The organism is Mycobacterium sp. DL440 (genome assembly GCF_011745145.1).
GTDB lineage: Bacteria > Actinomycetota > Actinomycetes > Mycobacteriales > Mycobacteriaceae > Mycobacterium.
Window position 1 is genome coordinate 194,056 of the sequence record NZ_CP050191.1, and the last position, 24,010, is coordinate 218,065.

Here is a 24,010-nt window from a genome sequence, read left to right on the forward strand (position 1 = left end):
AATCGGTGCCCGCAGCCGCACGGTTCCGCCTCTATCCTGGTGAGGACGCCGAACCGGGGGTGCTTGTGGAGGAGATACCACCAGAGGACTACCCGCACGAGTGGGTTGACCGTTACGGGCCCCAGCCCTACGCGCCCCAGGCCTATCTCCAGCCACCGCCGACAGATCGGCACTACCAACTCGTGCTGACGCTCCGGTGCCTCGCCGCGCTGATCGGCGCCGGCGCCCTGGCGCTGTGGGCCATGGTCGTCTTCGTGATGCTGAGTTCGGCGTTCTCGACCGACCCCGCCAGCGATCCGCACGGCTACGGCATCATCTTCGGCATTCTTTTCTACCTCCCGCTCGGCCTCTTCTGGGCCCTGCTGCTGCCGTTCGCCGCGCCCAGGCGCCGGTGGGGCCGCGCGTTCGCGATCTCGTTGCTGAGCTTCGCGGGTGTCACCGCACTGGTGCTCGTGGCGTTGAACGTGTCGGGCGCCGGGTAGCGCCGCCTCCGAGTTCGCTGAGGTGTGCTGAACAAGGCATATACCAAGCTCAGCTATACATGTTGCCGCAAAATTGTTAACCGAATTGGTGCCCCATCTGTATGTGATTCAGCCCACGGACGATGTACATTGTGATCGCTGTCATACGAAAGGGCGGTCCATGTTTGGAGCAATTGTTGGGGCACTCCTGCTGGTGCTCGGCATCGGTGCGATCGCCGGTGTCGTAGTGGCAGTGGCAATGGGTCTTCCCACCCTGGCACTCGTGATCGGTCTCATTTCCGGCGCATTTTTCGCCGGACGTGCCGTTTAGAGCTTCAGCCGCTTTCGCAGGCCGGTCGCTCGGACTGCCTGCCGGGCGATAGCCGCGCGGATTTCCGCTTCGGAACCCACGACGCGTACCCGCGTCTTGGCCCGGGTGACCGCGGTGTAGAACAACTCCCTCGTCAACAACCGGGAGTCCTCCGGGGGCAACAGCACGGTCACCTCGTCGGCCTGGCTGCCCTGAGACTTGTGGATTGTCATGGCGTGCATGGTCTCCACCTCGGTGAGCCGGCCGGTCGCGAATGACGCGGACCCGCCCACTGTCCCACCCACGACGGCACGTAGCCCGTCCGGGGTGGCCACGGTGACGCCGGTGTCGCCGTTGTAGAGCTTGAGCCCATAATCGTTGGCCGTCACCAGGATTGGCCGCCCGACGTACCACTGCGCCCAGGTGGGATCCCCGGTCGCCTCAGCCAGCCACCGCTGCACCTGACGGTTCCACTGCCCGACACCGAACGGACCGTGCCGGTGCGCGCACAACAACCGATGCTCGTCGAGGATATCCAGGGCCGCACCGGCGTCCCCGAGAATCGCTGCCTGCCGCAGTGCAAGGGCGTGTGGCACAAGCACTTCCCGCAGCCGCTCGCCTGCGTCGGCAGACACCCACTCGACATGCTCACCGCCGGCCGCCAACACCTCCACCGCACCCGAAGCGTCCCCGGCCCGGATAGCTGACGCCAGCGCACCGATCGATTCACCGAACCGGTGCGAGGTTTGCAGCGCCGCCACCCCGCGCGACCCCAGCCCGTCGACCAGGTCGGCCAACACGGCCCCGGCCTCCACCGACGCCAGCTGATCGGGATCACCCACCAGCAGTAGCCGGGTCTGCGGACGCACCGCCTCCAACAACCGGGCCATCATGGTCAGCGACACCATCGACGTCTCGTCGACGACGATCACGTCGTGCGGCAACCGATTCGCCCGGTGATGACGGAACCGTGACGACGTGTCCGGACGCGACCCCAACAACCGGTGCAACGTGGTGGCCTGCAGCCCCGAGATCCGTTCACGGTCCACGGCATCGAGCCGGTTCACCTCGAGCTGCACAGCCTCCTGCAGCCGGGCCGCGGCCTTACCCGTCGGCGCGGCCAGCGCGATCCGCAGTGACGGCCGGCCGGCCAGCGCCGACTGCTCGGCCAAAAGCGCCAACAACCGCGCCACCGTGGTCGTCTTTCCGGTGCCCGGCCCACCCGTGAGCACGGTGAGCCCCTGCGACAACGCCACCTTCGCCGCGGCCCGCTGCTCCTCGAAACCCGGTGGGAACAACCGCGCCACATCGGGAACCATGCCGCCCGGCTGGGCGCCCACCAGGGCCAGCACGTCGTCGCACACCTGCTGCTCCTCCAACCAGTACCGGTCGAGGTACAGCAGATCCCCGAACAATCGCAGCACCGGGGGAGTGCCCAGCAGCGGGCTGGCCGCCACGGCCGCCAGCCACTCGTCGACCGGCGGCCACGGCAGCTCGGGCAGCTGGGCCTGCTCGGCCACCGCGCGCAGATCCACACACACCGAGCCGCCGCGCAAGGCGCGTACCGCCAGGGCCAGGGCCAGGGTGACAAACTGATCGGCCGCGCTGTCCTCGCCGTAGGCCAGCGTGCTCAACCGTTGAGCGACTTGCACATCGGCAGGTTCCAGGATCTCGGCGAACGCGTCCAACATCATGGAGCCCCCTGATCCAGTAGCTCCGACATCGCGATGACCAACGCGGTGGGCGGCTCCCAGCTGAACACGCCGGCCGGGTGCCCGTCGACGACGGGCGTCTGCGCCCCGCACATCCCGCGCACGAACAAATACATCACCCCGCCCAGATGCGTGCCCGGGTCGTAATCCGGCAACCGCCAGCTCAGGAACCGGTGCAACACAACGCTGTACAGCAATGCCTGGAGCGGATAGTCCGAGTGCAGCATGGCCTCTGCCATCCGGTCCCGCCCGTAATCGGCCGCGGTGAGCGGCGCGTCGCCGGTCCCCAGCCAGTTGGTCTTGTAGTCCACGACCACGAAGCGTTGCCCGATCCGCAGCACCACATCCACCGAGCCGGACAGGTAACCGCGCAGCGGCTGGCGGCCCAGCAGCCCGGTCGACAACCGCTCGGCGTAGACGGCCATCGGATCGCCGGCAGGCAGATGCGCGTCGAGCAGGGCCCCGATCTCAGCCAGCCGCGCGAACTCGCCGCCGCGCAGATCGCCACCGGCCATCGGGAACTCGAAGTCCAACTCGCACAGCCGGTCTGCCAACCCGATCCGGCGGAGCGTCACACCGGGCGCCAATGGGCCCAGTGGGGTGTCGTGCATCGGCAGCAGGGCGGCGGCCAGCTCGTCGGCCTCGATTTCGACGGGCCAGTGGGCGGCGTGGCGGCGCACCTCGGTCTGCAGCTCGGCCGTCAGATCCGCGGCCAGCGGGTCGGTGGTCTCCAGCACCGCGTGCACGAGCGACCCGAACGCGGCCCCGGTCGGAAGCGACGCCATGGGGGAGGGGACGTCGGCGCCCTGGGTGGGGGCGACGACGGCAATGTCGGTCGACTCGTCGTCGAGCTCGGCGACCTCGGGTTCGCTGGACACCCCGGAGTTTCCGGCATCTTCGGCGGCCCGCAGTAGTCCCGAATAGGACGTGCGGCGCCATGTCGTGTCGATGGAGCGGTGAAAATGCCGCGCCGCCAGATCATCCGGTATCGGGTGGGTCGGCACCGGCATGACCGCGCCGATCACCGACTCCTCCAACACCGGGCCACCCGCGTCCGCCCACGCCCGCAGCCGGGCCAGCGCATCGTCATCGGAGACCCTGGCCGGTGCGCAGCGATCGGGCACCGCGGACTGCCCGGGAGCGCGCCCCCGCAGCAGGCGCGACAGACCGCCGTTCGGCTCGTCGTTGGACGGTGCCCACCACGCCACCACCTGTGACTGGGCCCGCGTCATCGCCACATAGGTCAGGCGGCTGTCGTCGGCGGCCGCCTCGGTGCGGCCGGCGCGGGTCACCGCCGGATCGGGGCCGCCGATCTGCAGACAGCGCACCCCCTCATCGTGGAACAACACCAGATCCGGCTCCGGCACATACCGATTGAACGCGAACGGCAGGTACACGATGGGGAACTGCAGTCCCTTGCTCACCCACACCGTCATGATCTGCACCGCGGCGGCATCGCTGTCCAGGCGCCGGTTGCGCTCGGACGCGCCGCCGCCCTCGGCGCGCTGGGTGCGCAGCCAGTCCCGCAGTGCGGCCAGTCCGAAGCCCTCCCGGTGGGCGGTGTCGCCGAGCAGCTGAGTCATGTGGGCCAGGTCGGTCATCAACCGCTCTCCGCCCTGCCAGGACAGCACCCGCCTGCCCATACCGGCCAGCTGCGCGGCCTCGAAGATCGCCGCCACACCGCGCTCGCGGGCATGGCCGGCCCAGGTGCGCAGCGTGTCGGCGACCCGGTCGGTCAACGCATCACCCCCCGCGGCAAGGGTTTCCGCGGTCTCCCCGAAGAACATCGTGGCGGCCGCGGCGCGCACCAGCCCGGGACGGTGCGGCTGGTCGAAGGCCTCCAGCAGATACAGCCAGTCCTCGGCCGCCTCGGAATTGAACACGTCCGAATCCCCGGTGTAGACCGCGGGGATGCCGGCGTCGAGCAGCGCGGTGTGGCAGGCCCGGGCGTCCTTGTGGGTCTCGACGATCACCGCGATGTCGCCCGCCTCCAGTTTCTGGCCGGCGTAGGTGGCGCCGCTGGCCAGCAACGCCCCGATGTCGGCGGCCAGGTCCCTGCCGATGTGGTGGCGCAGATCGGCGATCGGAATCACCCTGGTACCGGTGCGATTCCGCGTCACCACCCGCAGCCGGAACGGGTCATTGCGCGGCGCTCCGGCCAGCCGATGCCCCTGATGGTGTGCCTGCACGTCGTGCACCACGATGTCGGGGCCGCCGAGTTCGGCGCCGCGCAGCACCGCCTGCAGACGGTCGACCAGCACACTGTCACTGCGCCAGTTGGTGCCCAGCGTCTGCTTGTCCCCGGCGGTCGCCGCGGCCCGCAGGTAGGTGTCGATGTCCCCGCCGCGGAACGCGTAGATCGCCTGCTTGGGGTCACCGATCAAGATCAGGGTGGACCGTCCGGAGAACGCGCGCTCGATCACCTGCCACTGCACCGGGTCGGTGTCCTGGAACTCGTCGACCATCACGATCGGCCAGCGCTGCGCCATCCGGACCCGGGCTGCGGAATTCTCGGCGGCCAAGGCGCCGGCCAGCCGGGTCAACAGATCGTCGTAACCCAGCACGCCGCGGCGCCGTTTGCGAATCTCCAACTCCGCCAGCACCGCCCGCGCGAACGCCACCCGAATCCCCGCCGGGGACTCCGGTTCGGGGTCCAGCGGGCGCAGCTCGGTCGCCGGATTGGCCACCACCACCCGGGCCAGCCGCAGCGCCTCGGCATACCCCAGCTCCGGGGTATCCCGCTGAGCACCGAAGTGGGCGAGATACAGATCGTCGGTGATCTCGCAGACCAACTCGTCGAGACTTTCGACCAGCGTCACACCCGAATCGCTGTCCCCGGCCACACCGAGGGATTTCAGTACGATCTGGCAGAACTGATGCGTGGTGGCGATCGTCGCCGCATCGAAACCGGCCAGAGCGTCGCGCAGCCGCTGCCCGCGGGCCGCCTGGTCCTCGGCGATCAGATACTGCAACAGATCGTTGTCGGCGCGTGAGGGGTCCTCCAACGCCGCCAGAGCGCTGACGATCTGGGCGCGCACCCGCTCACGCAGCTCCTGACTGGCGGCCCGCCCGAAGGTGATGAGCAGCATCTGATCCAGCGTCGCCGCGCCCTCGGCCACCAGGCGGGTCACCAGCCCGGCCAGCGCGAAGGTCTTGCCGGTGCCCGCGCTGGCCTCCAACACCGTGGTGGTGTTGGTCAGCGGCAGTGGGCCGATCAGGTCGAAGACGTTCACCGGACCGACCTTTCGGCCTGCATCTCGGCCCGTAGGACTGGCAGCCACAACCGCTCGGAATATTCGCCGAGACCAAGTCCGACCAGCCGGCTCAACGGCGCGCCGCGGCCCCACGCCCGCACATGGGCCGGCGCCTCGTCCTCCCCAGGGTATTTGCCGCTGCGCCACCGGAATCCGGCCTCGCGTTCCGGGTCGTCACCGGCGTGGCGTGCTGCCGCCCACGCATAGGAGGTCTTGATGGGCAGCGGCAATGGCTCCCGCCGGCCCGCGTCGTAGATGGCGACCAGATCGGCCAGCAGCGCCACCGGATCGTCCGGACGACCCAGCCCTTCGATGCGCGGGGTGTCGCCGCGGCGGGGCCGCCCGATGCACACCGCCGACCAGTCGCGGTCGGGATGCCCGGCAGCCAACGCCAGCAACGGAATCCAGGACTGCAGCAGATGCTTGCCGTCGAGCTTGGAGTAGGTCACCGACACCAGCCGGTCGCCGAAAACCGGCGAGACCGTGCCGGTGAGCCGCCGCCCGGTGCCCAGGTCGATGTCGACGTCATAGGCCTGCGCGTCGGCATCCCGGTACCGCAGCGCCTCGGCGGCCAGCAGCGCACACCGATCACGCAGCGCGACCGCGCGGCGCCAGCCCAACTGGCCCGGCGGCAGGGTGCCGCGCCGCCACTCGGCCTGCTGGGCGTCGGCCGGGGTCATGCCCCCCATGATGTCGCCGAGCATGCGATCGCCGACGGTCCACTCCTCCAGCGCATCGATATCGACGGGCATCACATCCGACACCCCGTCCACATCCCAGGGCAGCGTGTAGTCCAGTGCCCGGAAGAAGCCCTTCACCGGATCCCTGAAGAACGTGGCGAGATCCTCCAACGCGACGTCCCCGGTGGGCGGCGACGGAAGTTGACGGGCGAAGAACGGCGGCCGTTCCGCCCGCTGCCCGGCGCTGGCCTGCGCCGCGGTCAGCACCGTGGGATCGAACGTGAACGGTCCGTCGGGAAGTAGCGCGCCGGGGGTGACATTACGAATATCGAAGGGCTGCAACGGGTGTGTGGTGACGACATCCACCGGCTGCTCGGCGGTGATCTTCAGCGTGTCGATCAGCTCGGACAATGGCACCGCCGGCGGTCGGGCCTGCCCGGAGTATTCGTTGGCGCCGGTATAGGTGACCACGAGGGTCTGTGTGGCCGCGCCGATCGCGTCGAGCAGCAACTGGCGGTCCTCGGAGCGGATGTCGCGCTCACCCGTGCGCGGGTCGCGGGCCAGGACGTCGTCGCCGTCGACGGCACCCAGCCGCGGAAACACGCCGTCGTCCAGCCCGACCAGGCACACCACGCGGTGCGGCACCGAGCGCATCGGCACCATGGTGCACACCGTCAGGGTTCCGGTGCGGAAGTTGGCCCGCGTCGGACGGCCGGCCAGATGCCGATCCAGCAGCGCGCGAACATCACTGAGCCGCAGTGGTGTTGCTGCCGCACCCGCGGCCTCGCCGATCTCGGCGAACTCGCGCTGCACCTGGGCCGCCGGCCACTCCTCGTCGGAGTACGCCAGCGCCTCGATCCCCGTGCCCAGCGCCGACAACCACTCGTCGAGGTGGCGGACGCCGCTGAGCTGACGGACCGTGTGGCTGAGTTTCTCCACGAAGTCGGCGAACCGGCCGGCCAGCTCGACCCGGTTGCTGCTGACGTCGTCGAGTGGCAGCGTGGTGCCCAGCCAGGCATGCGAGTCATCGGACATGGCCACTCCGGCGAGCACCCGGTCGATGCCGAAACGCCAGGTGTTGTGCACGAATTCGACGCCGTAGGGGCTGCGGTGCTCCTGATCGAAACCCCACCGGATGTTGGCCTCGCGCACCCAGGCGGTGACGGCCTCCAGATCATCATCGGTGAACCCGAACCGGGCCCGCACCGGGTCTGACTCAGCCAGGTTGAGCACCTCGCTCGCGGTGGCCCGCCCACCGGCCAGCGTCAGCACCGACGAGGCCACCGACAGCAGCGGATTCGTCTGCACCAGAGCGCGATCGGCCAACCGCACCCGCAGCTTGTGCGCCGGATGCGCGCCGCGCACCACATCGCCCAGCCCGAACCCGGCCGTGATCAACGGTGCATAGGTCTCGATGTCGGGGCACATCACCAGGATGTCGCGGGGCTCCAGGGTCGGATCGTCGGCGAGCAGGCCCAGCAGCACCTCGCGCAGCACCTCGATCTGACGGGCGGGGCCGTGACAGCTGTGCACCTGCACCGAGCGGTCCTCACGCCGTGGCACCCGCCCGGCCGGGCGGACCGCGTTGGCCGCGATATCGGCCTGCAGCCAGCCCAGCACAGTGTCGGGATAGCCTGTGCTGCTGAGATATTCGTCGGTATCAGGGATCGGCAGGCTGCGCTGCAACTCCCGCAGATCCCGGCCGAGGGTGGCCAGTAGCGGGTGGCGCACATCGCGGTGACTGTTGTCCTCGCGGCGGGGGAGCGGGCCGGTGTGCGCGGCCAGCGACTGCCACAGGTCATCGCTGGGGTGCGGCAACCACAGGTGCAGATCGTGATGGGTCGCCAGCGCGGTGAGCAACTCGATCTCGGTGACCGGTAACCGCGTGTGCCCGAACAACGACAACCGCTCGGGCAGATCGCTGGGCGATTCGGTCAGCCGGGCAAGGGTTTTCGCGTGCCGGACGTGCGGTGGCTCGGCGTCGATCCGCTCGAGGAGCGCCTGCCACAGCGGCGCCTGCCAGGACAGATCGTCGGGCAGCTCCGCCCAATCGACCAGCAGTTGCGGGCGCTGCCGCGCATACGAGGCGAACAGTCCCGCCAGCCGTCGAGCGACCGCATAGCGCCGGCCCTGGCGCAGCTCGTACTCGTCACCGGTCTCGAAGTGACCGAGGTGGGTGGCCACCGGCGCACACCACGGCCGATCCAGGTTGTCGTCGATGACCGCCAGCAGTGGCCAGGTCATCGCGTCGGCCGACCAGGGATCGTCGTCGGCGGTCCCGGTCAGCTCGGCGATCAGCGAACGCGGATTACGGAACTCGACCGCCGCGCACACGCCCAGCCGGTTCGACAGCCGCTGACTCAGCCAGCGCTCCACGCCCTTGGCCGGCACCAGCACCAGCTCCTGGGCGAACGGATCAGCCGGCGGGTGCGACAGCAGATCTGCCAGCCCGTCGGCGAGCAGATCGGTGCGCTCGGCCCGGTGCAGGTGCAATGCCATCGAGAGACACGATAGGAGACCCGATCAGAGTGTTGCTGCGTTTGGCGCCGACAGTGCGGCGGGTCGAGTGGCGAGTGCGACCGCGAGGGTCAGCGCGCCGGCGATGACGAACGCCACCCGCACGCTGAACATGTCGGCCGCGCCGCCCAACAACGCCGCGGCGAACGGGCGCGACCCGAGGAAGCCGACCAGCCACAGCGCCATGATGCGGCCCCGCAGTTCTTCGGGTGCCCGCTCCTGCACGACAGTGCTCAGGCCCGTCATCGCCCAACCGAAGCCCAGCCCCGCGACCGCGAAACCGGCCAGCGCCAAGGCCGTGACGGTACCTACCGCGAGCAGTCCACAGCCGGCCACGAGCAGCCACAACCCGATTGCCGAAACCCGGGCGGCCGCCAGCCGGCCACGCATCGACGCCAGCACCACCATGCCGACCGCCGCGCCGATGCCGAACGCCGCCGAGAGCGCACCGACCAGGTGGGCGCCGCCACCGAGGTCCTCGGCCATCGACGGGGTGAGCGTGATCGACGGATCGGAGGCGAACCCGACGGTCGCCACGGCCAGCAGGGCCAGCAGCAGCGGGCGGTCCCGCCAGACGTACGTCAGCGCCGCCCGCACGCGGTAATCCCCGTGCGGGCTGCGCTCCGGCCGGGTCGGGAAGGTGACCAGCAGCAGGAAGATCGCGAACACCATGTGCAGGCCCGCGCTGATCGCGAAGCCGGGCGCCGCACCGAGCCGCGCGGCCAGGAAAGCGCCGATGGCCGGACCGAGGATCCGGCCGATGGTCATCGGAATGCTGTTGAGCGCCATGGCCGTCGCGAGCTCGCCGTCGCGGATCAGGCTCGGTACCACCGACTGCATGGCCGGTCCGCCGATGACGAATCCGAAGCCGACCAGGGTGGAGCCGACGAGCACGGGTACCGCCGCCGCGGTGCCCTGCAGGTCGGGGTCCAGGGCCAGCCAGAGAGCGGTCGAGCCCGAGCCGATGATGCACAACACCCGGCCCCACAGGATCTGGCGGGCCGGGTCGCCGATGTCGGCCCACTTGCCGCTGGTCGGGCTCAGGATGAGTTGCGGCAGGAACTGTGCGACGCCGACCATGCCCACCATCACCGCCGAACCGGTGGCGTCGAAGATCACGATGGCCGCGACGATGCCGTGCGTCCACACCGCGACGACCGAGAACATCTTGCCCCAGAACAGGGCGCCGAACACCGGGTCGAACATCAACCGCAGGGCACCGCGCGGCTGCGGGCGGGCAGTGGTCTGGGCTGTCACGAGCTGATCCCCCGCTCGAAATCGGTGACCAGCTGCTCCAACAGGTCGACGAGTTTGTCGACGTCGGACTCGGACCATTCGGCGACGGTCTCGGCGACCATCTCGCGGCGCCGTTCGGTCACGTCGGCCAGGGCCTCGCGGCCTTCAGCGGTGAGGGTGAGGACGCACCGGCGTTGATCCTCGACGTCTTGGGTTTTGGTGAGCAGCCCGGCGGCGACGACGTTGGCGACGGTGCGGCTGGCGGTGGAGTGCTCGACTGCCATGTACTCGGCCACCTCGCCGACCGAGGCGCTCTGCCCGGCCCTCTCCCGCTGCTCGACGGCGCGGAGCACCCGCAGCGTCGACAGCGACGGGACGCTGCCCGACCCGTCGATCAGCCGGCGCCGCCACCCGGGGCGCTGCCGGACGATGTGGATGCGCACCAGAAGCTCATCGAGTTGGTTGTAGCGAGGCACTATATGTGCATAGCACATACATATATTTCCGGCGGAGGCGCGTGTGCGCGGCGTTGACCGCGCGCGTAGCGCTGTGACGGACGAACGGCCCAGAAATCGCCATAGCGCTGCATGCGTGAAGCTGTCGGTAGCCCTCGGCAGACTCCGCCCATGGGGGATCCATTCGTCGGAAGCGAAGCGGTGGCCTCGGGTGCCCTGACGCGGCATGAACTGAGAACCCGATTCAGGGCCATCCATCGCGACATTTACGTCGCCAGAGGCACCAGGCCGACCGCGCTACTGCGGGCAAGGGCCTGCTGGTTGCGGTCACGGGGCCACGGAGTCCTGGCCGGATACTCCGCGTCGGCCTTTCATGGGGCGCGGTGGATCGACGCGAGCCTGCCCGCCTACGTCATCGACAACAACAATCGCAGGCCGGCCCGAGGAATCGTCACCTGGGCAGACGCGATCGATGACGACGAGATCTGTTCGCTCGGGGATATCCGCCTCACCACGCCTGTCCGCACCGCCCTCGATCTGGCCTGCAAGTTCCCCGAAGACACGGCTGTCGCTGCGATCGATGCGTTGGCGAGGGCCACCCGCCTCAAGGTTTCTGACATCGAACTGGCGGCCGAACGTCACTCGGGCCGAAAGGGCATCAAGCAGGCCCGCGCCACTATCGGGCTGGTAGACCCGGGGGCGGAGTCGCCGCAGGAAACCTGGTTGCGACTCTTGGTTGTTCGCGCGGGCTATCCGCGGCCGCAATCGCAATACCCGATCTGCAACGAGTACGGCGCGCTGATCGGTGAGGTTGATCTGGCGTGGCCGGAGGTGAAAATCGCCCTGGAATACGAGGGCGTTCATCACACCGATCCCGAGCAGATCCGTAAAGACATCATGCGGGTCGACGCGATGGTCGAAATGGGGTGGATCGTCATTCGGGTCACGTCCCGCGAGGGAGCCGCAGGGGTTCTGGGCCGGATCGCCAAAGCGTGGGCCTCGCGTGCGTAGCGCTGTGGCGGAAAAACGGTCGCGAAATCGCCCTAGCGCTTCACACGCGAGCGGATGGCCCCGGCAGTGGGGCGAAAGTGACAGGTGCGACGCGCGAGAGCGCCTAGCCTGCGAATTCCTTTGCCAGGCCGTCGATTCCGGCACGAATCGCGGCCAGGGCCTCGGCGCGGGCCTTGAGCTTGCTGGCCACGTGTGCGCCGGTGTTCAAGGTCGCCGCGGCCTCGGCGGCCACCTCCTGGGCGCGGGACAGCACCGCGCCCGCCTCGACGACCTCATCGAGCCAGCCGCCCGCAATCGCCGCGTCACCGGTGAAAACCGCCGCCATGGCGATTCCGCGCTGAAAAGCGGCGCGGGTCAAGCGCATCCGCATGATCTCGATGGCGGCGTTCGGCAGCGTCATCCCGATCTTCACCTCGTTGGCCTGGCACCGCGACGTCACCGCACCGACCCGGTGATCACCGGACAACATCAGGAACGAGCCCATCGCGATGGCATGTCCGGTAGCGGCCATGATCACCGGCACCGGGAAGCTCAGGCACCGCACCGACAGTTCGAAACCGCCGGCGAGCATGCCCAGGGTTGCCGCGACGTCGCCGGACGAAAACACGCTCAGGTCGAACCCGCCGCTGAACACCTTCGAATTGCCGGCCAGCACCACGGCTTTCACCTCGCCGGCAGCCGCACTGGCCGCCGCCTGATCCAGCGCCGCGTTGATCTCGGCCTGCATCGCCGGCGACAAAGCGTTGACCTTGCCGTCGTCCATCGTGATCGTGGCCACGGCATCGTTGAGCTCGTAGCTCACCAGGCTGCTCATCGCACTGATGCTAGCGAGTGGGTGCTAGCGAGTGGGCTCAGGCCCGATGACGCCTGCCGGAGCTTGTCGTCGGCTTGATCAGATCGGTCTCGGGATCGTCATCGTCGTAATCGTCGTCGTCATCGTCATCACCGGCCTCGTAGCGGTCGCGCCAGCGGGACCGCAGCTCGGCGCCCAGCGCGTTGATGCGGTTGATCTCCGTGCGCAGCTTCTGCTCGTCGGTCTCCTTGGCCGCGTACTGGAAATAGGTCAGCACGCCGCGCAACAACTCCAGCTTCTGCTTCTCCCGGCGGGCCTGGTCATGAGTGGTCAGCAGTTCCATGCGGTCCACCGGCGGCAGCGTCGCCCAATCGAGCACCGCGGTGTTGCGCAGCTTGCGTCCACTGGGCTTGCCGGGTGAGCCCGGCTCGTCGTAATAGGTGACCGCGCCGTCGAAACGAGACGCGATCGCTTCACCGAGTTGCTTGCGGTCCAGCGCCGAATCCCACACGATGCGCCACTCCTGCGACGGCGCCAGGTACGGGATCTCGGCGGGCAGGTTCAACGGCACGATGTCGACGAAGTTGTCGTCATACGAGCTCTCGTACTTGCCGACGGTGGGTGGATTCGCGAACTCGAACCGCAACCCGTACGCCGGGCGTTGACCGTAATTGCGGACGACGAGCTCCACCAGGTGCCAATCGGCACTGCTCGGCTCCATGAACATCGACACGTTCGGCTGGGTCAGCTCGGCGCGTCGGTCCCTGGCCTTCAGATACTGTCGCCACGCATAGATCAACGCGATGACGATGACGGCAATCGCCACCCATGCCGCGAGCGCAGTCCATGCACCCGGTTCGAAACTAGCCAACTCACGCCCCCGCTCCGTGACTGAATCGATGATCCCCACCAAGTGGGTATATCACGGACATTCACCGCGGGCAGCGGTCCGGCTCAGCAAACTTCGGTCAAACGAGCGTTCTTACGAGGCGACGGCGGTGAGAATGTCGCGCTGCACCGGCACGGTCACGGGGGTGTGGACCAGCCGCTCACCGCGGGCCAGCCATTCGGCGTCGGTCCATTCGATACGCGCGGGCAGTCGCCGCCAATAGTGCGGGTGCGAACGCAGGTACACCTCGACACTGGCGTGCACCTTGGCGTCCAGCGGCGCCCGGCACCGCCCGATCGCCGGCGCGGTCCCGGCCAGGGCATCGAGATCGGTGGGGCAGGCGCTGTGATCGTGAACCCGTAGCCCTGAGGAAATGGCCCCGTCGAGCATCCAGTCCAGAGCAATGTCGGCCAGCGGCCAGCACGCGCCGGTGCCGCCGATGACATCGCCGCGGGTTCCCCGGAACCAGACTTCGTCAACTCTCTCGCTGTACCGCATGGTCCGGCGACCGCCGTCGACCGCCACCGCGTGCCGACCGGACTCCACCGTCGGCAGCGGACCCACGTGGTGCTTGGCGCCCGGGATGGCCGTGGCATTCCACAACCCGAGGAACTGCACCGGCACGGCCGGATCGCGGTCACCGAACAACTGGGCCGCCAACACCCTGATCTGTCGCCAGTCCTGGGGCGTGCGCGCCGTGCGGGGCAGTACATAGGTGGCAAGCGCGTAGTCCAGTACGTCATCGGAATGAGCCGGCAACAAGCCGACCGTACCGAGCAACGTGGCCAGTTCACCGGCGCGATGGCCGCCCTCCCCGCCGCCGAACACGAAGATGCGATCCCCGGGATCCCACGCATCGCCGAGGAAGCGGTAGGCCTCGGCGATGGCCGCCCGGGCTTCGCCGGCCGAGTCGCCGCGGCGGCTCGGCGTGATGCGTCTACCGTGCAGCGTGGCCGTGCCGCTGTGATACCAGGTCAACTGATCGGTGTCGTCCAGCAACCGAAACAGCATCTCGGTATTCGACGCGTCACGGAGCCCGGGATATTCATCTGTGTGGTCGAAGCACAGCACGATGTTCTTCACGGCGACCCCCGGCGGGACTGTCAACTACTGCTCAACTGATGCTGACCAATACTTTGCCGGGTCTGCGGGCTGGTGTCCTGAGTATTGCACTACTCGAATCGCGCAAAACGGTACGTAGTTCCCCTTGCAACCGCTTGAGCTACGAAATCCGTGGCAGGAGGACCGTTATAAGGCGCAACTGCCCCGTTGATTGATCATGAATTCAGTGGATTCCGCACTTGGCGGAACTGAAACGATTCATCAGCCGCCCATCAACATGCGCCATTGCTCGAGGTTCGACGCCCGATACACGTAGTTGCTGCGTCTGACTTCGTCGAGCGGAGCGCTCGGTTCCTCCGAGTACCAGTGCCCGGGGAACACGGTCGGGTCCCCGGGCAGCTGGGCCAGCGCCTGCAGGCTGCGGAACATGTCGTCGACATTGCCGCCGGGAAAGTCGGTGCGCCCGCAACCATCGAGGAACAACGTGTCCCCGGCGACCAGTCGGCCCTCCAGCAGGAAGCACTGACTCCCCGGGGTGTGGCCAGGGGTGTGCAGTAGCTCGATCTCCACCGCGCCAATCGCGACCTTGTCGCCGTGGACATGTGAGGTCAACTCACTGGGCGCGATCCCGGTGACCTTCGAGACCCAGTCGGCCTCGTGGGTGTTGACGTGGACCGGCACGCTCTGGCGCTCCAGCAGTTCGGCGAGACCCTTCAGGGAGAAGCCCGCCATCGTGCCGCCGACGTGGTCGGGGTGGTGATGGGTGACCAGCACCCCGGAGAGGTGCATGTCGTCGGACTCGAGCACGTCGACGAGGTCGTTGGCTGCGTATGCCGGGTCGACCACCACGGCGTCGCCAGTCTCGCGGTCGCCGATCAGATAGGAGAAGTTGCGCATCTGCTGGGCAATCGGGTCGCCGGCCGCATAGTCGCGGCCCGACAACAACTGCCGGAAGTACAAGCGGTCTGCAACCTGGGGCTCGGACATGTGCCAAGCCTATTGCGGCTCCGTACGGGCATCCCTGCAGGTCCAAAAACCGCACGTCATGGAGTGTTTGACCCCACACCGATAAAACTCGCATCAAAAATGCGCAATTACTAGCGTCATGGCCATGCACCTCACCCGGTTCACCGACCTAGGACTGCGCACGCTGATGCTGCTGTCCGCCGGTGAGTCGCAGGAGCAGCGCATCACCACTCGCACCATCGCCTCAGGCGCCAACGCGTCCGAGCATCACGTCGCCAAGGCCGTCTCCAAGCTGTCCGAACTCGGCATGGTCCACGCCCGGCGCGGCCGGGTCGGGGGACTGGTGCTCACCGATGCCGGGCGCAACGCCTCGATCGGCTGGCTGGTGCGCGAACTCGAAGGGGACCGCGAGGTCATCGAATGCGGCGGGGATTCCCCCTGCCCGCTGATCGCAGCCTGCCGGCTACGCCGGTTGCTGGCCGACGCGAAGGAGGCGTTCTATCGCGAACTCGACCGCTACACCGTCACAGACCTGACGGCGGACAACCGCCTACCGATCGTTCTGCAACTCACCACCCCTGAAAGGAATCCCCGATGACCGTCACCAGCCCCGAGCCGTCTGCGGTACGCGACGAACTGGAGCCGCAGCACGCCGAAATCGTCTCCGCGACATTGCCCCTCATCGGCGCGCACATCGACGAGATCACCTCGGAGTTCTACCGCCGGCTGTTCGCCAACCACCCCGAACTGCTGCGCAATCTGTTCAACCGCGGCAACCAGGCGCAGGGAGCCCAGCAGCGCGCGCTGGCGGCGTCGATCGCCACGTTCGCCACCCACCTGGTCAACCCCGACCTGCCGCACCCCTCGGCGCTGCTGGCACGCATCGGTCACAAGCACGCCTCGCTGGGCATCACCGCCGACCAGTACCCGATCGTGCACGACAACCTGTTCGCGGCGATCGTCGAGGTACTGGGCGCCGACACCGTGACGCCCGAGGTTGCCGAGGCCTGGGACCGGGTCTACTGGATCATGGCCGACACCCTGATCGCGCTGGAGCGCGACTTGTACGCCGGCGCCGGCGTGGAACCCGGTGACGTCTTCCGGCGGCTGCGCGTCGTCTCCCGCGTCGACGACCCGTCCGGTGCCGTCCTGGTCACGGTGCGCGCCGGAGAGCCCGTCAACTTCGTTGCCGGACAATATGTCTCGGTCGGCGTCACGCTGCCCGACGGAGCCCGCCAGCTACGTCAGTACAGCCTGGTCGGCGCACCCGGGTCCACCGACCTGACGTTTGCGGTCAAGCCCGTCGACGCCGTCGCGGACCAGCCCGCCGGCGAAGTCTCGTCCTGGATCCGGGCCAACCTCTGCATCGGCGACCTGCTCGACGTGACGCTGCCGTTCGGTGACCTGTACACCGGCGCTCGGCCCGACGGCCCCCTGGTGCTGGTGTCGGCGGGCATCGGGATCACGCCGATGGTCGGCATCCTGGAATTCCTGACCGCCGAGGCGCCCGACAGCCACGTGCGGGTCCTGCATGCCGACCGCAGCGACAGCGGCCAGCCGCTGCGCGAGCGTCAACACGAGCTGATCGACGCGCTGCCCAACGCGAGCCTCGACCTCTGGTACGAGGACGGCGTCACCGGCGGTGCCCCCGGCGTGCACGCCGGACTGCTCAAGCTCGACGGGATCGAACTGTCCGCCGACGCCGCGTACTACGTGTGCGGCGGGGCCGGATTCGTCGAGGCGGTCCGCGCACAGCTGAATGGCCGCGGAATCGCCCACGAGCGGGTGCACTGCGAGCTCTTCGCACCCAACGACTGGCTCCTGGACTAGCCGACCAGGTAAAACAGCTCCCCGGCGGCCGCGTTGACCTGCGGTTTGGTTTGGCTGCCGGGGAAGCTGTACCCTCTTTAAGGCCCCGCAGCTACGGCAACGGGACACGCCCCCTTAGCTCAGTCGGTAGAGCGTTTCCATGGTAAGGAAAAGGTCAACGGTTCGATTCCGTTAGGGGGCTCGGTGGACGAGCAGGCGGTGCGCCGACTCGCATCATCGGGGCGGTGTAGCTCAGCTGGTTAGAGCGCACGACTCATAATCGTGAGGTCGGGGGATCGAGTCCCCCCACCGCTACTGGAACATCAACAGCAGAGCGTGATTTTAAGCAGGGAGAACTGACGTGGCGTCGAGTACCGACGTACGGCCGAAGATCACTTTGGCGTGCGAGGTGTGCAAGCACCGCAACTACATCACCAAGAAGAACCGCCGCAACGATCCCGACCGGCTCGAGATCAAGAAGTTCTGCCCCAACTGCGGCACCCACCAGCCGCACAAAGAGTCGCGATAGCCAAACGCTCGTGGCTCTATCGTCAAACATCGTCGGGATGCACTACCGGCATCCCGAGCATTACGAGGTCGGACGCGAAAAGATTCGCGAGCATGCGATCGCGGTAAAGAACGACGATGCGTTCTTCCACGACGAGGCTGCCGCGGCTGAGCTCGGCCACGACGCACTGCCGGCGCCGCTGACCTTTATCAGCATCTTCGGTTACCAGGCACAGTGGGCCTTTTTCGAGTGGGCCGACATCGGTATCCAGGACGCTCAGATCGTCCAGGTCGACCAGGAGCTGAAGTTCCTCAAGCCGGTCAGGGCCGGAGACAAGCTTTACTGTGACGTGTACGTGCATTCCGTACGCAAGGCGCACGGTACCGACATCATCGTGACCAAGAACATCATCACCGACGACAAAGGTGACGTGGTCCAGGAGGCTTACACGACCCTGGCCGGGCGTGCGGGCGACGGAGAAGAGGGTTTTAACTGATGGCGCTGCGCGAGTTCAGTTCGGTGAAGGTCGGTGACACGCTTCCGGAGCGGGTGATCCCGCTGACCCGTGGAGATCTGGTCAACTACGCCGGCGTGTCCGGTGACCTCAACCCGATCCACTGGGACGACGAGATTGCCAAGCAGGTCGGACTCGACACCGCAATCGCCCACGGCATGCTGACCATGGGCCTCGGCGGCGGCTACGTCACCGCATGGGTCGGTGACCCGGCAGCGGTGACCGAGTACAACGTCCGGTTCACGGCCGTCGTGCCCGTCCCCAATGACGGTGTCGGAGCCGAGATCGCCTTCAACGGTCGTATCAAGTCCGTTGATCCCGAGGAGAAACTGGTCACCATCGCCATCTCGGCGACCGCAGGCGGAAAGAAGATCTTCGGGCGCGCCATCGCGACCGCGAAACTGGCGTAAGGAGTTCTCCGACCATGGCACTCAAGGCAAACATCCTGGGAATGGTCTACGAATACCCCGAGGTTTTCGAGGTTGGTCGCGAGCAGGTGCGGCAGTTCGCGCGGGCTGTGAAGGCCAACGATCCGGCCAGCTTGGACGAGGAGGCCGCGGCCGCCCTGGGCCACGATGCGCTCGTCGCAGGCCCGACGTTCTCCTCCATCTTCGCGCTGCTGGTGCAAGCCGATTTCTTCCGAAATGTCGACCTCGGCATGGAAACCATGCAGATCCTGCAGGTCGATCAGAAGTTCGTCTACCACCGGCCGGTCAAGGTCGGCGACCGCCTGCACGCCAAGATGGTGATCGCCTCGGTGGACAAACGCTTCGGCGCCGACATCGTCGTCACCCACAACGTGTGCACCGACGACAACGGTGAGGTGGTGCTGGATGGATACACCACGCTGATGGGCCACGAAGGCGACAATTCGGTCTCCGTCAAGTGGGATCCGGAATCCGGTCAGGTCATCCGCAAGGCCGCCGGAGAGTAGTTGTCATCAGTGGGCGCGATTAGTTTCTCGCGCCCACGCCGGGTACACTCGGAATCCGGGGTTTTTCCCATTTCAGCGCGCTGTCCGTCGGCTTGACCATGAACGGGCCGCGCGCGAATTGTGTAAGCCCCGACGCAGTACGGTGGCGAAAGCGCCAGTAAGCCACCGACAGAGGGGCGTAGCTCAACTGGCAGAGCAGCGGTCTCCAAAACCGCAGGTTGCAGGTTCAAGTCCTGTCGCCCCTGCTCAAAGTGAATACTCGACAAGTGTGGACACTGGAAAGTGACCGCAACAAACCAGTCCGCTAGAGATGAACGGAGCATGCGGTGAGCGACGAGCGTGAAGGTGCCGGCTCCGCAGACGACACTGGAACCGACGCCGGCACCGACACCGGGGCAACGGACACCGCCCAAGGCCAGACCGCGGTGGTGACCCGGCCGTTGCGTCCGACCGGCAAGCGGACTCGTCGTGGCGTGGCTGATGAGGCCGACGGTGACGAGGCCGCCGAGGGCGACGCGTCGAGTGATGATGCCAAGGCCGACTCCGGTAAGTCGAAGAAGGCCAAGAAGAACGCGAAGGCCAAGAAGAACGGGCCGTCGCGTAACCCGATCATGTTCGTCGTCAACTACCTGAAGCAGGTCGTTGCCGAGCTCCGCAAGGTGATCTGGCCGAACCGCAAGCAGATGGTCAGCTACACCACGGTGGTGCTGGTCTTCCTGGTGTTCATGGTCGCGCTGATCTCCGGCGCCGATCTCGGCCTGGCGCGACTGGTGTCGCTGGTGTTCGGCACCTGATCTGGAATTTGAGAGAGGACTGACAACGTGACTACGTTCGACGGCGACGAGACCGTTGCCGACGAGACCGTTAACGTCGACGGCGTCGAGTCGCAGACCGATGAATCGGCCGAGGGCCAAGAGGCTGTAGCGGCCGACACGGCCGACACGGTCAACGAGACCGATTCTGCCGAGTCCGTGGCCGAGGCCTCTGAGGAGGCACCTGCTGCCGACGAAGAGGCTGTCGACGAAGAAGAGGATCCGGCAGTCGCGCTCAAGAAAGAGCTGCGCCTCAAGCCGGGCGACTGGTACGTCATCCACTCCTACGCCGGCTACGAGAACAAGGTGAAGGCCAACCTCGAGACCCGCGTGCAGAACCTGGACGTCGGCGACTACATCTTCCAGGTCGAGGTGCCCACCGAAGAGGTCACCGAGATCAAGAACGGCCAGCGTAAGCAGGTCAACCGCAAGGTGCTGCCGGGATACATCCTGGTGCGCATGGAGCTCAACGACGAGTCGTGGGGCGCGGTGCGCAACACGCCCGGCGTCACCGGCTTCGTCGGCGCCACCTCGCGTCCGTCCCCGCTGTCGCTGAACGACGTGGTGAAGTTCCTGCTGCCGCAGGGCGCGGCCAAGAAGCCCGCCAAGTCCAGTGCCGCCGCCGCGGCCGGTGCCAGCACCGAGGCCACGTTGGAACGCCCCGAGATCCTGGTCGATTTCGAGGTCGGCGAGTCCGTCACCGTCATGGACGGCCCGTTCGCGACGCTGCCCGCCTCGATCAGCGAGGTCAACGCCGAGCAGCAGAAGCTCAAGGTGCTGGTCTCCATCTTCGGCCGCGAGACACCCGTCGAACTGACCTTCAACCAGGTCTCCAAGATTTAGTCGCCACAGCGGCTAGAAACAACGGGCGTTTACGCCCTTGGATGAGCAAGTAAAGGAACACCAGAAGCATGGCCCCGAAGAAAAAGGTCGCCGGGCTCATCAAGCTGCAGATCCAGGCCGGGCAGGCCAACCCCGCCCCGCCGGTCGGTCCTGCACTTGGCCAGCACGGCGTCAACATCATGGAGTTCTGCAAGGCGTACAACGCCGCGACCGAGTCGCAGCGCGGCAACGTCATCCCCGTGGAGATCACTGTCTACGAGGACCGCAGCTTCACTTTCGCACTGAAGACCCCGCCCGCCGCCAGGCTGCTGCTCAAGGCCGCCGGTGTGCCCAAGGGTTCGGGCGAGCCGCACAAGACCAAGGTCGCCAAGGTGACCTGGGACCAGGTGCGCGAGATCGCTGAGACCAAGAAGGCCGATCTCAACGCCAACGACATCGACGCCGCGTCGAAGATCATCGCCGGCACCGCCCGCTCCATGGGCATCACGGTCGAGTAAATACCGGGTTAGCTGCACAACCCGAGTGGAAGGGCTGGCATCGGCCCGCACCACGACTCCAGCAACACGATTGGATTTCCAATGAGCAAGAACAGCAAGGCATACCGCGAAGCCGCGGAGAAGATCGACCGGGACAAGCTCTACTCGCCGCTTGAAGCCGCGAAGCTCGCCAAGGAGACCTCCTCCAAGAAACAGGACGCCACCGTCGAGGTCGCCATCCGCCTCGGTGTGGACCCCCGCAAGGCTGACCAGATGGTGCGCGGCACCGTCAACCTGCCGCACGGCACCGGTAAGACCGCCCGTGTCGCCGTGTTCGCCGTCGGCGAGAAGGCCGAGCAGGCGCTGGCCGCCGGCGCCGACGTGGTCGGCAGCGACGACCTGATCGAGAAGATCCAGGGCGGTTTCCTGGACTTCGACGCCGCCATCGCCACCCCGGATCAGATGGCCAAGGTCGGTCGGATCGCCCGCGTGCTGGGCCCGCGTGGTCTGATGCCGAACCCCAAGACCGGCACCGTCACCCCCGATGTCACCAAGGCTGTGGCCGACATCAAGGGCGGCAAGATCAACTTCCGCGTCGACAAGCAGGCCAACCTGCACTTCGTGATCGGCAAGGCGTCCTTCGACGAGGCCAAGCTGGCCGAGAACTACGGCGCCGCCCTCGACGAGGTGCTGCGTGCCAAGCCGTCGTCCTCGAAGGGCCGTTACCTCAAGAAGGTGACCGTCTCCACCACCACGGGCCCGGGTATCCCGGTTGACCCGTCGGTGACCCGGAACTTCACGGAGGCGTAGCGCAGCGGAGCCGACCATCGGCACTGCGGCGTAATTTCTCCTCCGCGAGCAGACGCAAAACTGCCCCAAATCTTCGGATTTGGGGCAGTTTTGCTGGGGGCCCCTCCCGCTTGCGGGGGACTGCTCGGCATCAGGGGATGCTGCACTCGGCGAGGCGGCGAGGCGGCGAGGCGGCGAGGCGGCGAGGCGGCGAGGCGGCGAGGCGGCGACGCCGGAAGGCCCGCGCCGGTTCAGACCCAGTGCCTTCGCCCTTGAGCGCGATGCGGTACCAGCGCTGGGCCTCACTCAGCCTGGCGGCACCCGCAACGGGATGTTGGCCTGGCGAATCTTGTTCTGGCCCTGGTGATTCGTTGACCCACCGCGGTCTCGGTCTGCAGCAGGGCACGGGCGATCTCGGTGACGGTGAGACCGGAGATCAGTCGCAGCGTCAGAGCCAGCTGCGAGCTGCGGTCCAGCGCGGGGTGGGCACAGGTGAACATCATCCGCAGCCCGTCATCGCGCACCGGCTGCAGCTCGGCATCCCCGCCGCCGGACGCACTGACCTGTTCGTACACCGCTGCGAGTTCCTTTCCAGGACGCGAAGATTCACGCCACCACCGGGCCCCACTCGCGCCGAAAGATGCCGTCCAGCTGGGTCACCGAGGACTACAGGCCCGAGACGTCCGACAACTGGCGGACCTCGATGGCCGACGCCGGAATCATCGACGCCAGCTTGACTGCCTCCTCCCGATCGGAGGCACGCAACACGTAGAAGCCGTTGGCCACCTCGGCGCCCTCCGCATACGGGCCGTCGGTGACCGTCGGGTTGTCCGGCCCACCGTCGATGCGGGCGGCCGTGCCGGCCCGGTCCAGCGCGTCGCCCGCCCGGATCGCCGACTTGGCCTTGGCGTGAAAAGCCTGGAAGGCAGCCATGCCCTCGGCCCGCTGCTCGGGTGCCAGCTCCACCTCCTGGCTGATCAGTAAGGCGAAGTAATGCATCGTCATCTCCGGCGTCAGCGAGCGAAACCCTTTGTTCCACTCTCTACCCATCCGACGAACGAGGCTGCCGGGATCCGACACTCTGCGGAAGATATTTTCGGCGGCTACTTCTGGAGGGTGAACTGATGCACGCTGATGTGACCCGAGGCGAAGTACTTCTGGCAGCCGTTGAGGTACTTGTCGTAGCGGTCGTAGACCTCTTGGCCCTGGATCGCGATGGCCTCGTCCTTGTGGGCCTCGAGCGCGTCGGCCCAGATCTTGAGCGTCCGCACATAGTGCGGGCCGATCTCCTGCAGCTGGGTGACCTTGAACCCGGCTTCGGTCGCCTTTTCCTGCTCCATCGACACCGAAGGCAGCCGACCGCCGGGAAAGATCTCGGTCATGATGAACCGGGCGAACCGCGCGTCGTCGAACGTCATGTGCAGGCCGAGCTTCTGGCCCTGACGAAGGTCGAATCCCGTGATGTTGTGCAGCAACATGGTGCCGTCATCGGGCAGCGCGTTGTAGGCCGTCTCGAAAAACGCCGGATACCGCTCGAATCCGAAATGTTCGAATGCCCCGATGGACACGATGCGGTCGACCTTGTCGTTGAACTCTTCCCAGCCCTGGAGCCGAACCTCGACGTTGCGCTCAGTGGGAACCTTGGCGAGGTTTGCGATGGCGTATTCACGCTGCTCGCCACTCAGCGTCAGCCCGATGACATTGACGTCGTACTTCTCGATCGCGCGCGCCATGCCGGCGCCCCAGCCACAGCCGATGTCGAGCAGCGTCATCCCCGGTTCAAGCCCCAGCTTGCCCAGCGCCAGATCGAATTTGGCGATCTGGGCTTCGTCGCCGGTCATGTCCTCGCGCTCGAAATAACCGCAGGTATAACCCATTGTGGGCCCCAGAAACAGTTCATAGAATTCATTTGAAATGTCGTAGATCGATTGCAGTTCTTCGTATTTAGGTGTCAATTTCGACATCGTCGAATCGCTCCA

At 67.0% G+C, this 24,010-nt stretch carries 24 protein-coding genes, 3 tRNA genes and 1 pseudogene; 16 read left to right on the forward strand and 12 right to left on the reverse strand.

All coding sequences use genetic code 11. The features are described from left to right. The first annotated feature begins 5 nt into the window (after nt 1–5). Both HBE63_RS00885 and HBE63_RS00890 read left to right on the forward strand, forming a co-directional pair. Entirely contained in the window at nt 6–482 is a 477-nt protein-coding gene (locus tag HBE63_RS00885; RefSeq protein WP_166902486.1) for a hypothetical protein, read from the forward strand. Between the two features lie 160 nt (nt 483–642). After that, nucleotides 643–792 carry a hypothetical protein gene (locus HBE63_RS00890; RefSeq protein ID WP_166902488.1) on the forward strand — a complete coding sequence of 50 codons (150 nt, stop codon included), beginning with the start codon at nt 643–645 and terminating at the stop codon, nt 790–792. On the opposite strand, the gene recD is transcribed toward HBE63_RS00890, so the two are convergent. Genes recD through HBE63_RS00915 form a run of 5 tightly spaced genes read right to left on the reverse strand, consistent with a single transcriptional unit; the run spans nt 789 to nt 10,664 of the window. Next, nucleotides 789–2,462, reverse strand: coding sequence for an exodeoxyribonuclease V subunit alpha (gene recD / locus HBE63_RS00895; RefSeq protein WP_166909195.1), 1,674 nt, complete (start codon nt 2,460–2,462; stop codon nt 789–791). The two genes, HBE63_RS00890 and recD, sit on opposite strands and share 4 nt — an antisense overlap. Beyond that, complete coding sequence (gene recB, locus HBE63_RS00900; RefSeq protein ID WP_166902490.1) at nt 2,462–5,716, reverse strand: exodeoxyribonuclease V subunit beta; 3,255 nt, start codon at nt 5,714–5,716, stop codon at nt 2,462–2,464. Before recB ends, recD begins: the two co-directional genes overlap by 1 nt. After that, nucleotides 5,713–8,916, reverse strand: a complete 3,204-nt coding sequence (gene recC / locus HBE63_RS00905; RefSeq protein WP_166902491.1) for an exodeoxyribonuclease V subunit gamma — start codon at nt 8,914–8,916, stop codon at nt 5,713–5,715. Before recC ends, recB begins: the two co-directional genes overlap by 4 nt. A gap of 24 nt (nt 8,917–8,940) precedes the next feature. Next, a complete protein-coding gene (locus HBE63_RS00910; protein ID WP_166902493.1) occupies nt 8,941–10,191 on the reverse strand; it encodes an MFS transporter in 1,251 nt (416 codons plus the stop codon). Continuing rightward, entirely contained in the window at nt 10,188–10,664 is a 477-nt protein-coding gene (locus HBE63_RS00915; RefSeq protein ID WP_166902495.1) for a MarR family winged helix-turn-helix transcriptional regulator, read from the reverse strand. Before HBE63_RS00915 ends, HBE63_RS00910 begins: the two co-directional genes overlap by 4 nt. Before the next feature lie 132 nt (nt 10,665–10,796). Here HBE63_RS00915 and HBE63_RS00920 point away from each other — a divergent pair, with 132 nt between their 5' ends. Then, complete coding sequence (locus HBE63_RS00920; RefSeq protein ID WP_166902497.1) at nt 10,797–11,636, forward strand: hypothetical protein; 840 nt, start codon at nt 10,797–10,799, stop codon at nt 11,634–11,636. 103 nt (nt 11,637–11,739) lie between these two features. On the opposite strand, the gene HBE63_RS00925 is transcribed toward HBE63_RS00920, so the two are convergent. From HBE63_RS00925 to HBE63_RS00940, 4 genes are all read right to left on the reverse strand, one after another. After that, nucleotides 11,740–12,450, reverse strand: a complete 711-nt coding sequence (locus HBE63_RS00925; protein ID WP_166902499.1) for a crotonase/enoyl-CoA hydratase family protein — start codon at nt 12,448–12,450, stop codon at nt 11,740–11,742. 37 nt (nt 12,451–12,487) lie between these two features. After that, the gene (locus HBE63_RS00930; RefSeq protein ID WP_166902501.1) at nt 12,488–13,339 is read right to left on the reverse strand and encodes a hypothetical protein; all 852 of its coding nucleotides are present in this window, start codon (nt 13,337–13,339) and stop codon (nt 12,488–12,490) included. A 72-nt stretch (nt 13,340–13,411) separates the two neighbouring features. Beyond that, nucleotides 13,412–14,401 (reverse strand): DUF2235 domain-containing protein, encoded by a 990-nt coding sequence (locus tag HBE63_RS00935; protein WP_166909197.1) that lies wholly within the window; start codon nt 14,399–14,401, stop codon nt 13,412–13,414. Nucleotides 14,402–14,641: 240 nt separating this feature from the next. Then, complete coding sequence (locus HBE63_RS00940; RefSeq protein WP_166902503.1) at nt 14,642–15,367, reverse strand: MBL fold metallo-hydrolase; 726 nt, start codon at nt 15,365–15,367, stop codon at nt 14,642–14,644. Between the two features lie 124 nt (nt 15,368–15,491). Between HBE63_RS00940 and HBE63_RS00945 the strand changes: the two genes are divergently transcribed. The 13 genes from HBE63_RS00945 to rplA all read left to right on the forward strand — a co-directional run bounded on the left by HBE63_RS00945 (nt 15,492) and on the right by rplA (nt 22,052). After that, a complete protein-coding gene (locus HBE63_RS00945) occupies nt 15,492–15,944 on the forward strand; it encodes an Rrf2 family transcriptional regulator (protein ID WP_166902504.1) in 453 nt (150 codons plus the stop codon). Further along, complete coding sequence (locus tag HBE63_RS00950; protein ID WP_166902506.1) at nt 15,941–17,176, forward strand: globin domain-containing protein; 1,236 nt, start codon at nt 15,941–15,943, stop codon at nt 17,174–17,176. The genes HBE63_RS00945 and HBE63_RS00950 overlap by 4 nt, the downstream gene beginning before the upstream one ends. Before the next feature lie 108 nt (nt 17,177–17,284). Continuing rightward, nucleotides 17,285–17,357 (forward strand) — tRNA-Thr (locus HBE63_RS00955). Nucleotides 17,358–17,396: 39 nt separating this feature from the next. Further along, nucleotides 17,397–17,470: transfer RNA gene (locus HBE63_RS00960), tRNA-Met, on the forward strand. A gap of 46 nt (nt 17,471–17,516) precedes the next feature. Then, nucleotides 17,517–17,684, forward strand: coding sequence for a 50S ribosomal protein L33 (rpmG, locus tag HBE63_RS00965; RefSeq protein ID WP_003881823.1), 168 nt, complete (start codon nt 17,517–17,519; stop codon nt 17,682–17,684). A gap of 10 nt (nt 17,685–17,694) precedes the next feature. Continuing rightward, entirely contained in the window at nt 17,695–18,159 is a 465-nt protein-coding gene (gene hadA / locus HBE63_RS00970) for a (3R)-hydroxyacyl-ACP dehydratase subunit HadA (RefSeq protein WP_166902508.1), read from the forward strand. Continuing rightward, the gene (gene hadB / locus HBE63_RS00975; protein WP_166902510.1) at nt 18,159–18,587 is read left to right on the forward strand and encodes a (3R)-hydroxyacyl-ACP dehydratase subunit HadB; all 429 of its coding nucleotides are present in this window, start codon (nt 18,159–18,161) and stop codon (nt 18,585–18,587) included. The genes hadA and hadB overlap by 1 nt, the downstream gene beginning before the upstream one ends. A gap of 14 nt (nt 18,588–18,601) precedes the next feature. Then, nucleotides 18,602–19,111 (forward strand): (3R)-hydroxyacyl-ACP dehydratase subunit HadC, encoded by a 510-nt coding sequence (gene hadC / locus HBE63_RS00980; RefSeq protein ID WP_166902512.1) that lies wholly within the window; start codon nt 18,602–18,604, stop codon nt 19,109–19,111. 172 nt (nt 19,112–19,283) lie between these two features. Next, nucleotides 19,284–19,356: transfer RNA gene (locus tag HBE63_RS00985), tRNA-Trp, on the forward strand. Between the two features lie 81 nt (nt 19,357–19,437). Next, nucleotides 19,438–19,905, forward strand: a complete 468-nt coding sequence (secE, locus tag HBE63_RS00990) for a preprotein translocase subunit SecE (RefSeq protein WP_166902514.1) — start codon at nt 19,438–19,440, stop codon at nt 19,903–19,905. Nucleotides 19,906–20,082: 177 nt separating this feature from the next. Further along, nucleotides 20,083–20,766, forward strand: a complete 684-nt coding sequence (gene nusG / locus HBE63_RS00995; RefSeq protein ID WP_243858808.1) for a transcription termination/antitermination protein NusG — start codon at nt 20,083–20,085, stop codon at nt 20,764–20,766. 68 nt (nt 20,767–20,834) lie between these two features. After that, nucleotides 20,835–21,263 (forward strand): 50S ribosomal protein L11, encoded by a 429-nt coding sequence (rplK, locus tag HBE63_RS01000; protein ID WP_166902518.1) that lies wholly within the window; start codon nt 20,835–20,837, stop codon nt 21,261–21,263. A gap of 81 nt (nt 21,264–21,344) precedes the next feature. Next, complete coding sequence (rplA, locus tag HBE63_RS01005) at nt 21,345–22,052, forward strand: 50S ribosomal protein L1 (protein WP_166902519.1); 708 nt, start codon at nt 21,345–21,347, stop codon at nt 22,050–22,052. 291 nt (nt 22,053–22,343) lie between these two features. Here the strand turns inward: rplA and HBE63_RS01010 are convergent. The 3 genes and pseudogenes from HBE63_RS01010 to HBE63_RS01020 form a co-directional block, all read right to left on the reverse strand. Then, nucleotides 22,344–22,642 (reverse strand): annotated as a pseudogene (locus HBE63_RS01010) (sigma factor-like helix-turn-helix DNA-binding protein); the annotation flags it as partial. A gap of 55 nt (nt 22,643–22,697) precedes the next feature. Then, entirely contained in the window at nt 22,698–23,081 is a 384-nt protein-coding gene (locus tag HBE63_RS01015) for a YciI family protein (RefSeq protein ID WP_243858424.1), read from the reverse strand. Between the two features lie 53 nt (nt 23,082–23,134). Then, nucleotides 23,135–23,995: a cyclopropane mycolic acid synthase family methyltransferase gene (locus tag HBE63_RS01020; protein ID WP_166902521.1), complete on the reverse strand. Its 861-nt coding sequence runs from the start codon at nt 23,993–23,995 to the stop codon at nt 23,135–23,137. Nucleotides 23,996–24,010: the final 15 nt, after the last annotated feature.

Bases quoted from the DNA above. Each gene is read 5' to 3' on its own strand.
- HBE63_RS00890 (WP_166902488.1), top strand. From the start codon at position 643: ATGTTTGGAGCAATTGTTGGGGCACTCCTGCTGGTGCTCGGCATCGGT.
- recD (WP_166909195.1), bottom strand. From the start codon at position 2,462: ATGTTGGACGCGTTCGCCGAGATCCTGGAACCTGCCGATGTGCAAGTC.
- recC (WP_166902491.1), bottom strand. From the start codon at position 8,916: ATGGCATTGCACCTGCACCGGGCCGAGCGCACCGATCTGCTCGCCGAC.
- HBE63_RS00915 (WP_166902495.1), bottom strand. From the start codon at position 10,664: ATGTGCTATGCACATATAGTGCCTCGCTACAACCAACTCGATGAGCTT.
- HBE63_RS00920 (WP_166902497.1), top strand. From the start codon at position 10,797: ATGGGGGATCCATTCGTCGGAAGCGAAGCGGTGGCCTCGGGTGCCCTG.
- HBE63_RS00925 (WP_166902499.1), bottom strand. From the start codon at position 12,450: ATGAGCAGCCTGGTGAGCTACGAGCTCAACGATGCCGTGGCCACGATC.
- HBE63_RS00940 (WP_166902503.1), bottom strand. From the start codon at position 15,367: ATGTCCGAGCCCCAGGTTGCAGACCGCTTGTACTTCCGGCAGTTGTTG.
- HBE63_RS00945 (WP_166902504.1), top strand. From the start codon at position 15,492: ATGCACCTCACCCGGTTCACCGACCTAGGACTGCGCACGCTGATGCTG.
- HBE63_RS00950 (WP_166902506.1), top strand. From the start codon at position 15,941: ATGACCGTCACCAGCCCCGAGCCGTCTGCGGTACGCGACGAACTGGAG.
- hadB (WP_166902510.1), top strand. From the start codon at position 18,159: ATGGCGCTGCGCGAGTTCAGTTCGGTGAAGGTCGGTGACACGCTTCCG.
- hadC (WP_166902512.1), top strand. From the start codon at position 18,602: ATGGCACTCAAGGCAAACATCCTGGGAATGGTCTACGAATACCCCGAG.
- rplK (WP_166902518.1), top strand. From the start codon at position 20,835: ATGGCCCCGAAGAAAAAGGTCGCCGGGCTCATCAAGCTGCAGATCCAG.
- rplA (WP_166902519.1), top strand. From the start codon at position 21,345: ATGAGCAAGAACAGCAAGGCATACCGCGAAGCCGCGGAGAAGATCGAC.
- HBE63_RS01015 (WP_243858424.1), bottom strand. From the start codon at position 23,081: ATGGGTAGAGAGTGGAACAAAGGGTTTCGCTCGCTGACGCCGGAGATG.
- HBE63_RS01020 (WP_166902521.1), bottom strand. From the start codon at position 23,995: ATGTCGAAATTGACACCTAAATACGAAGAACTGCAATCGATCTACGAC.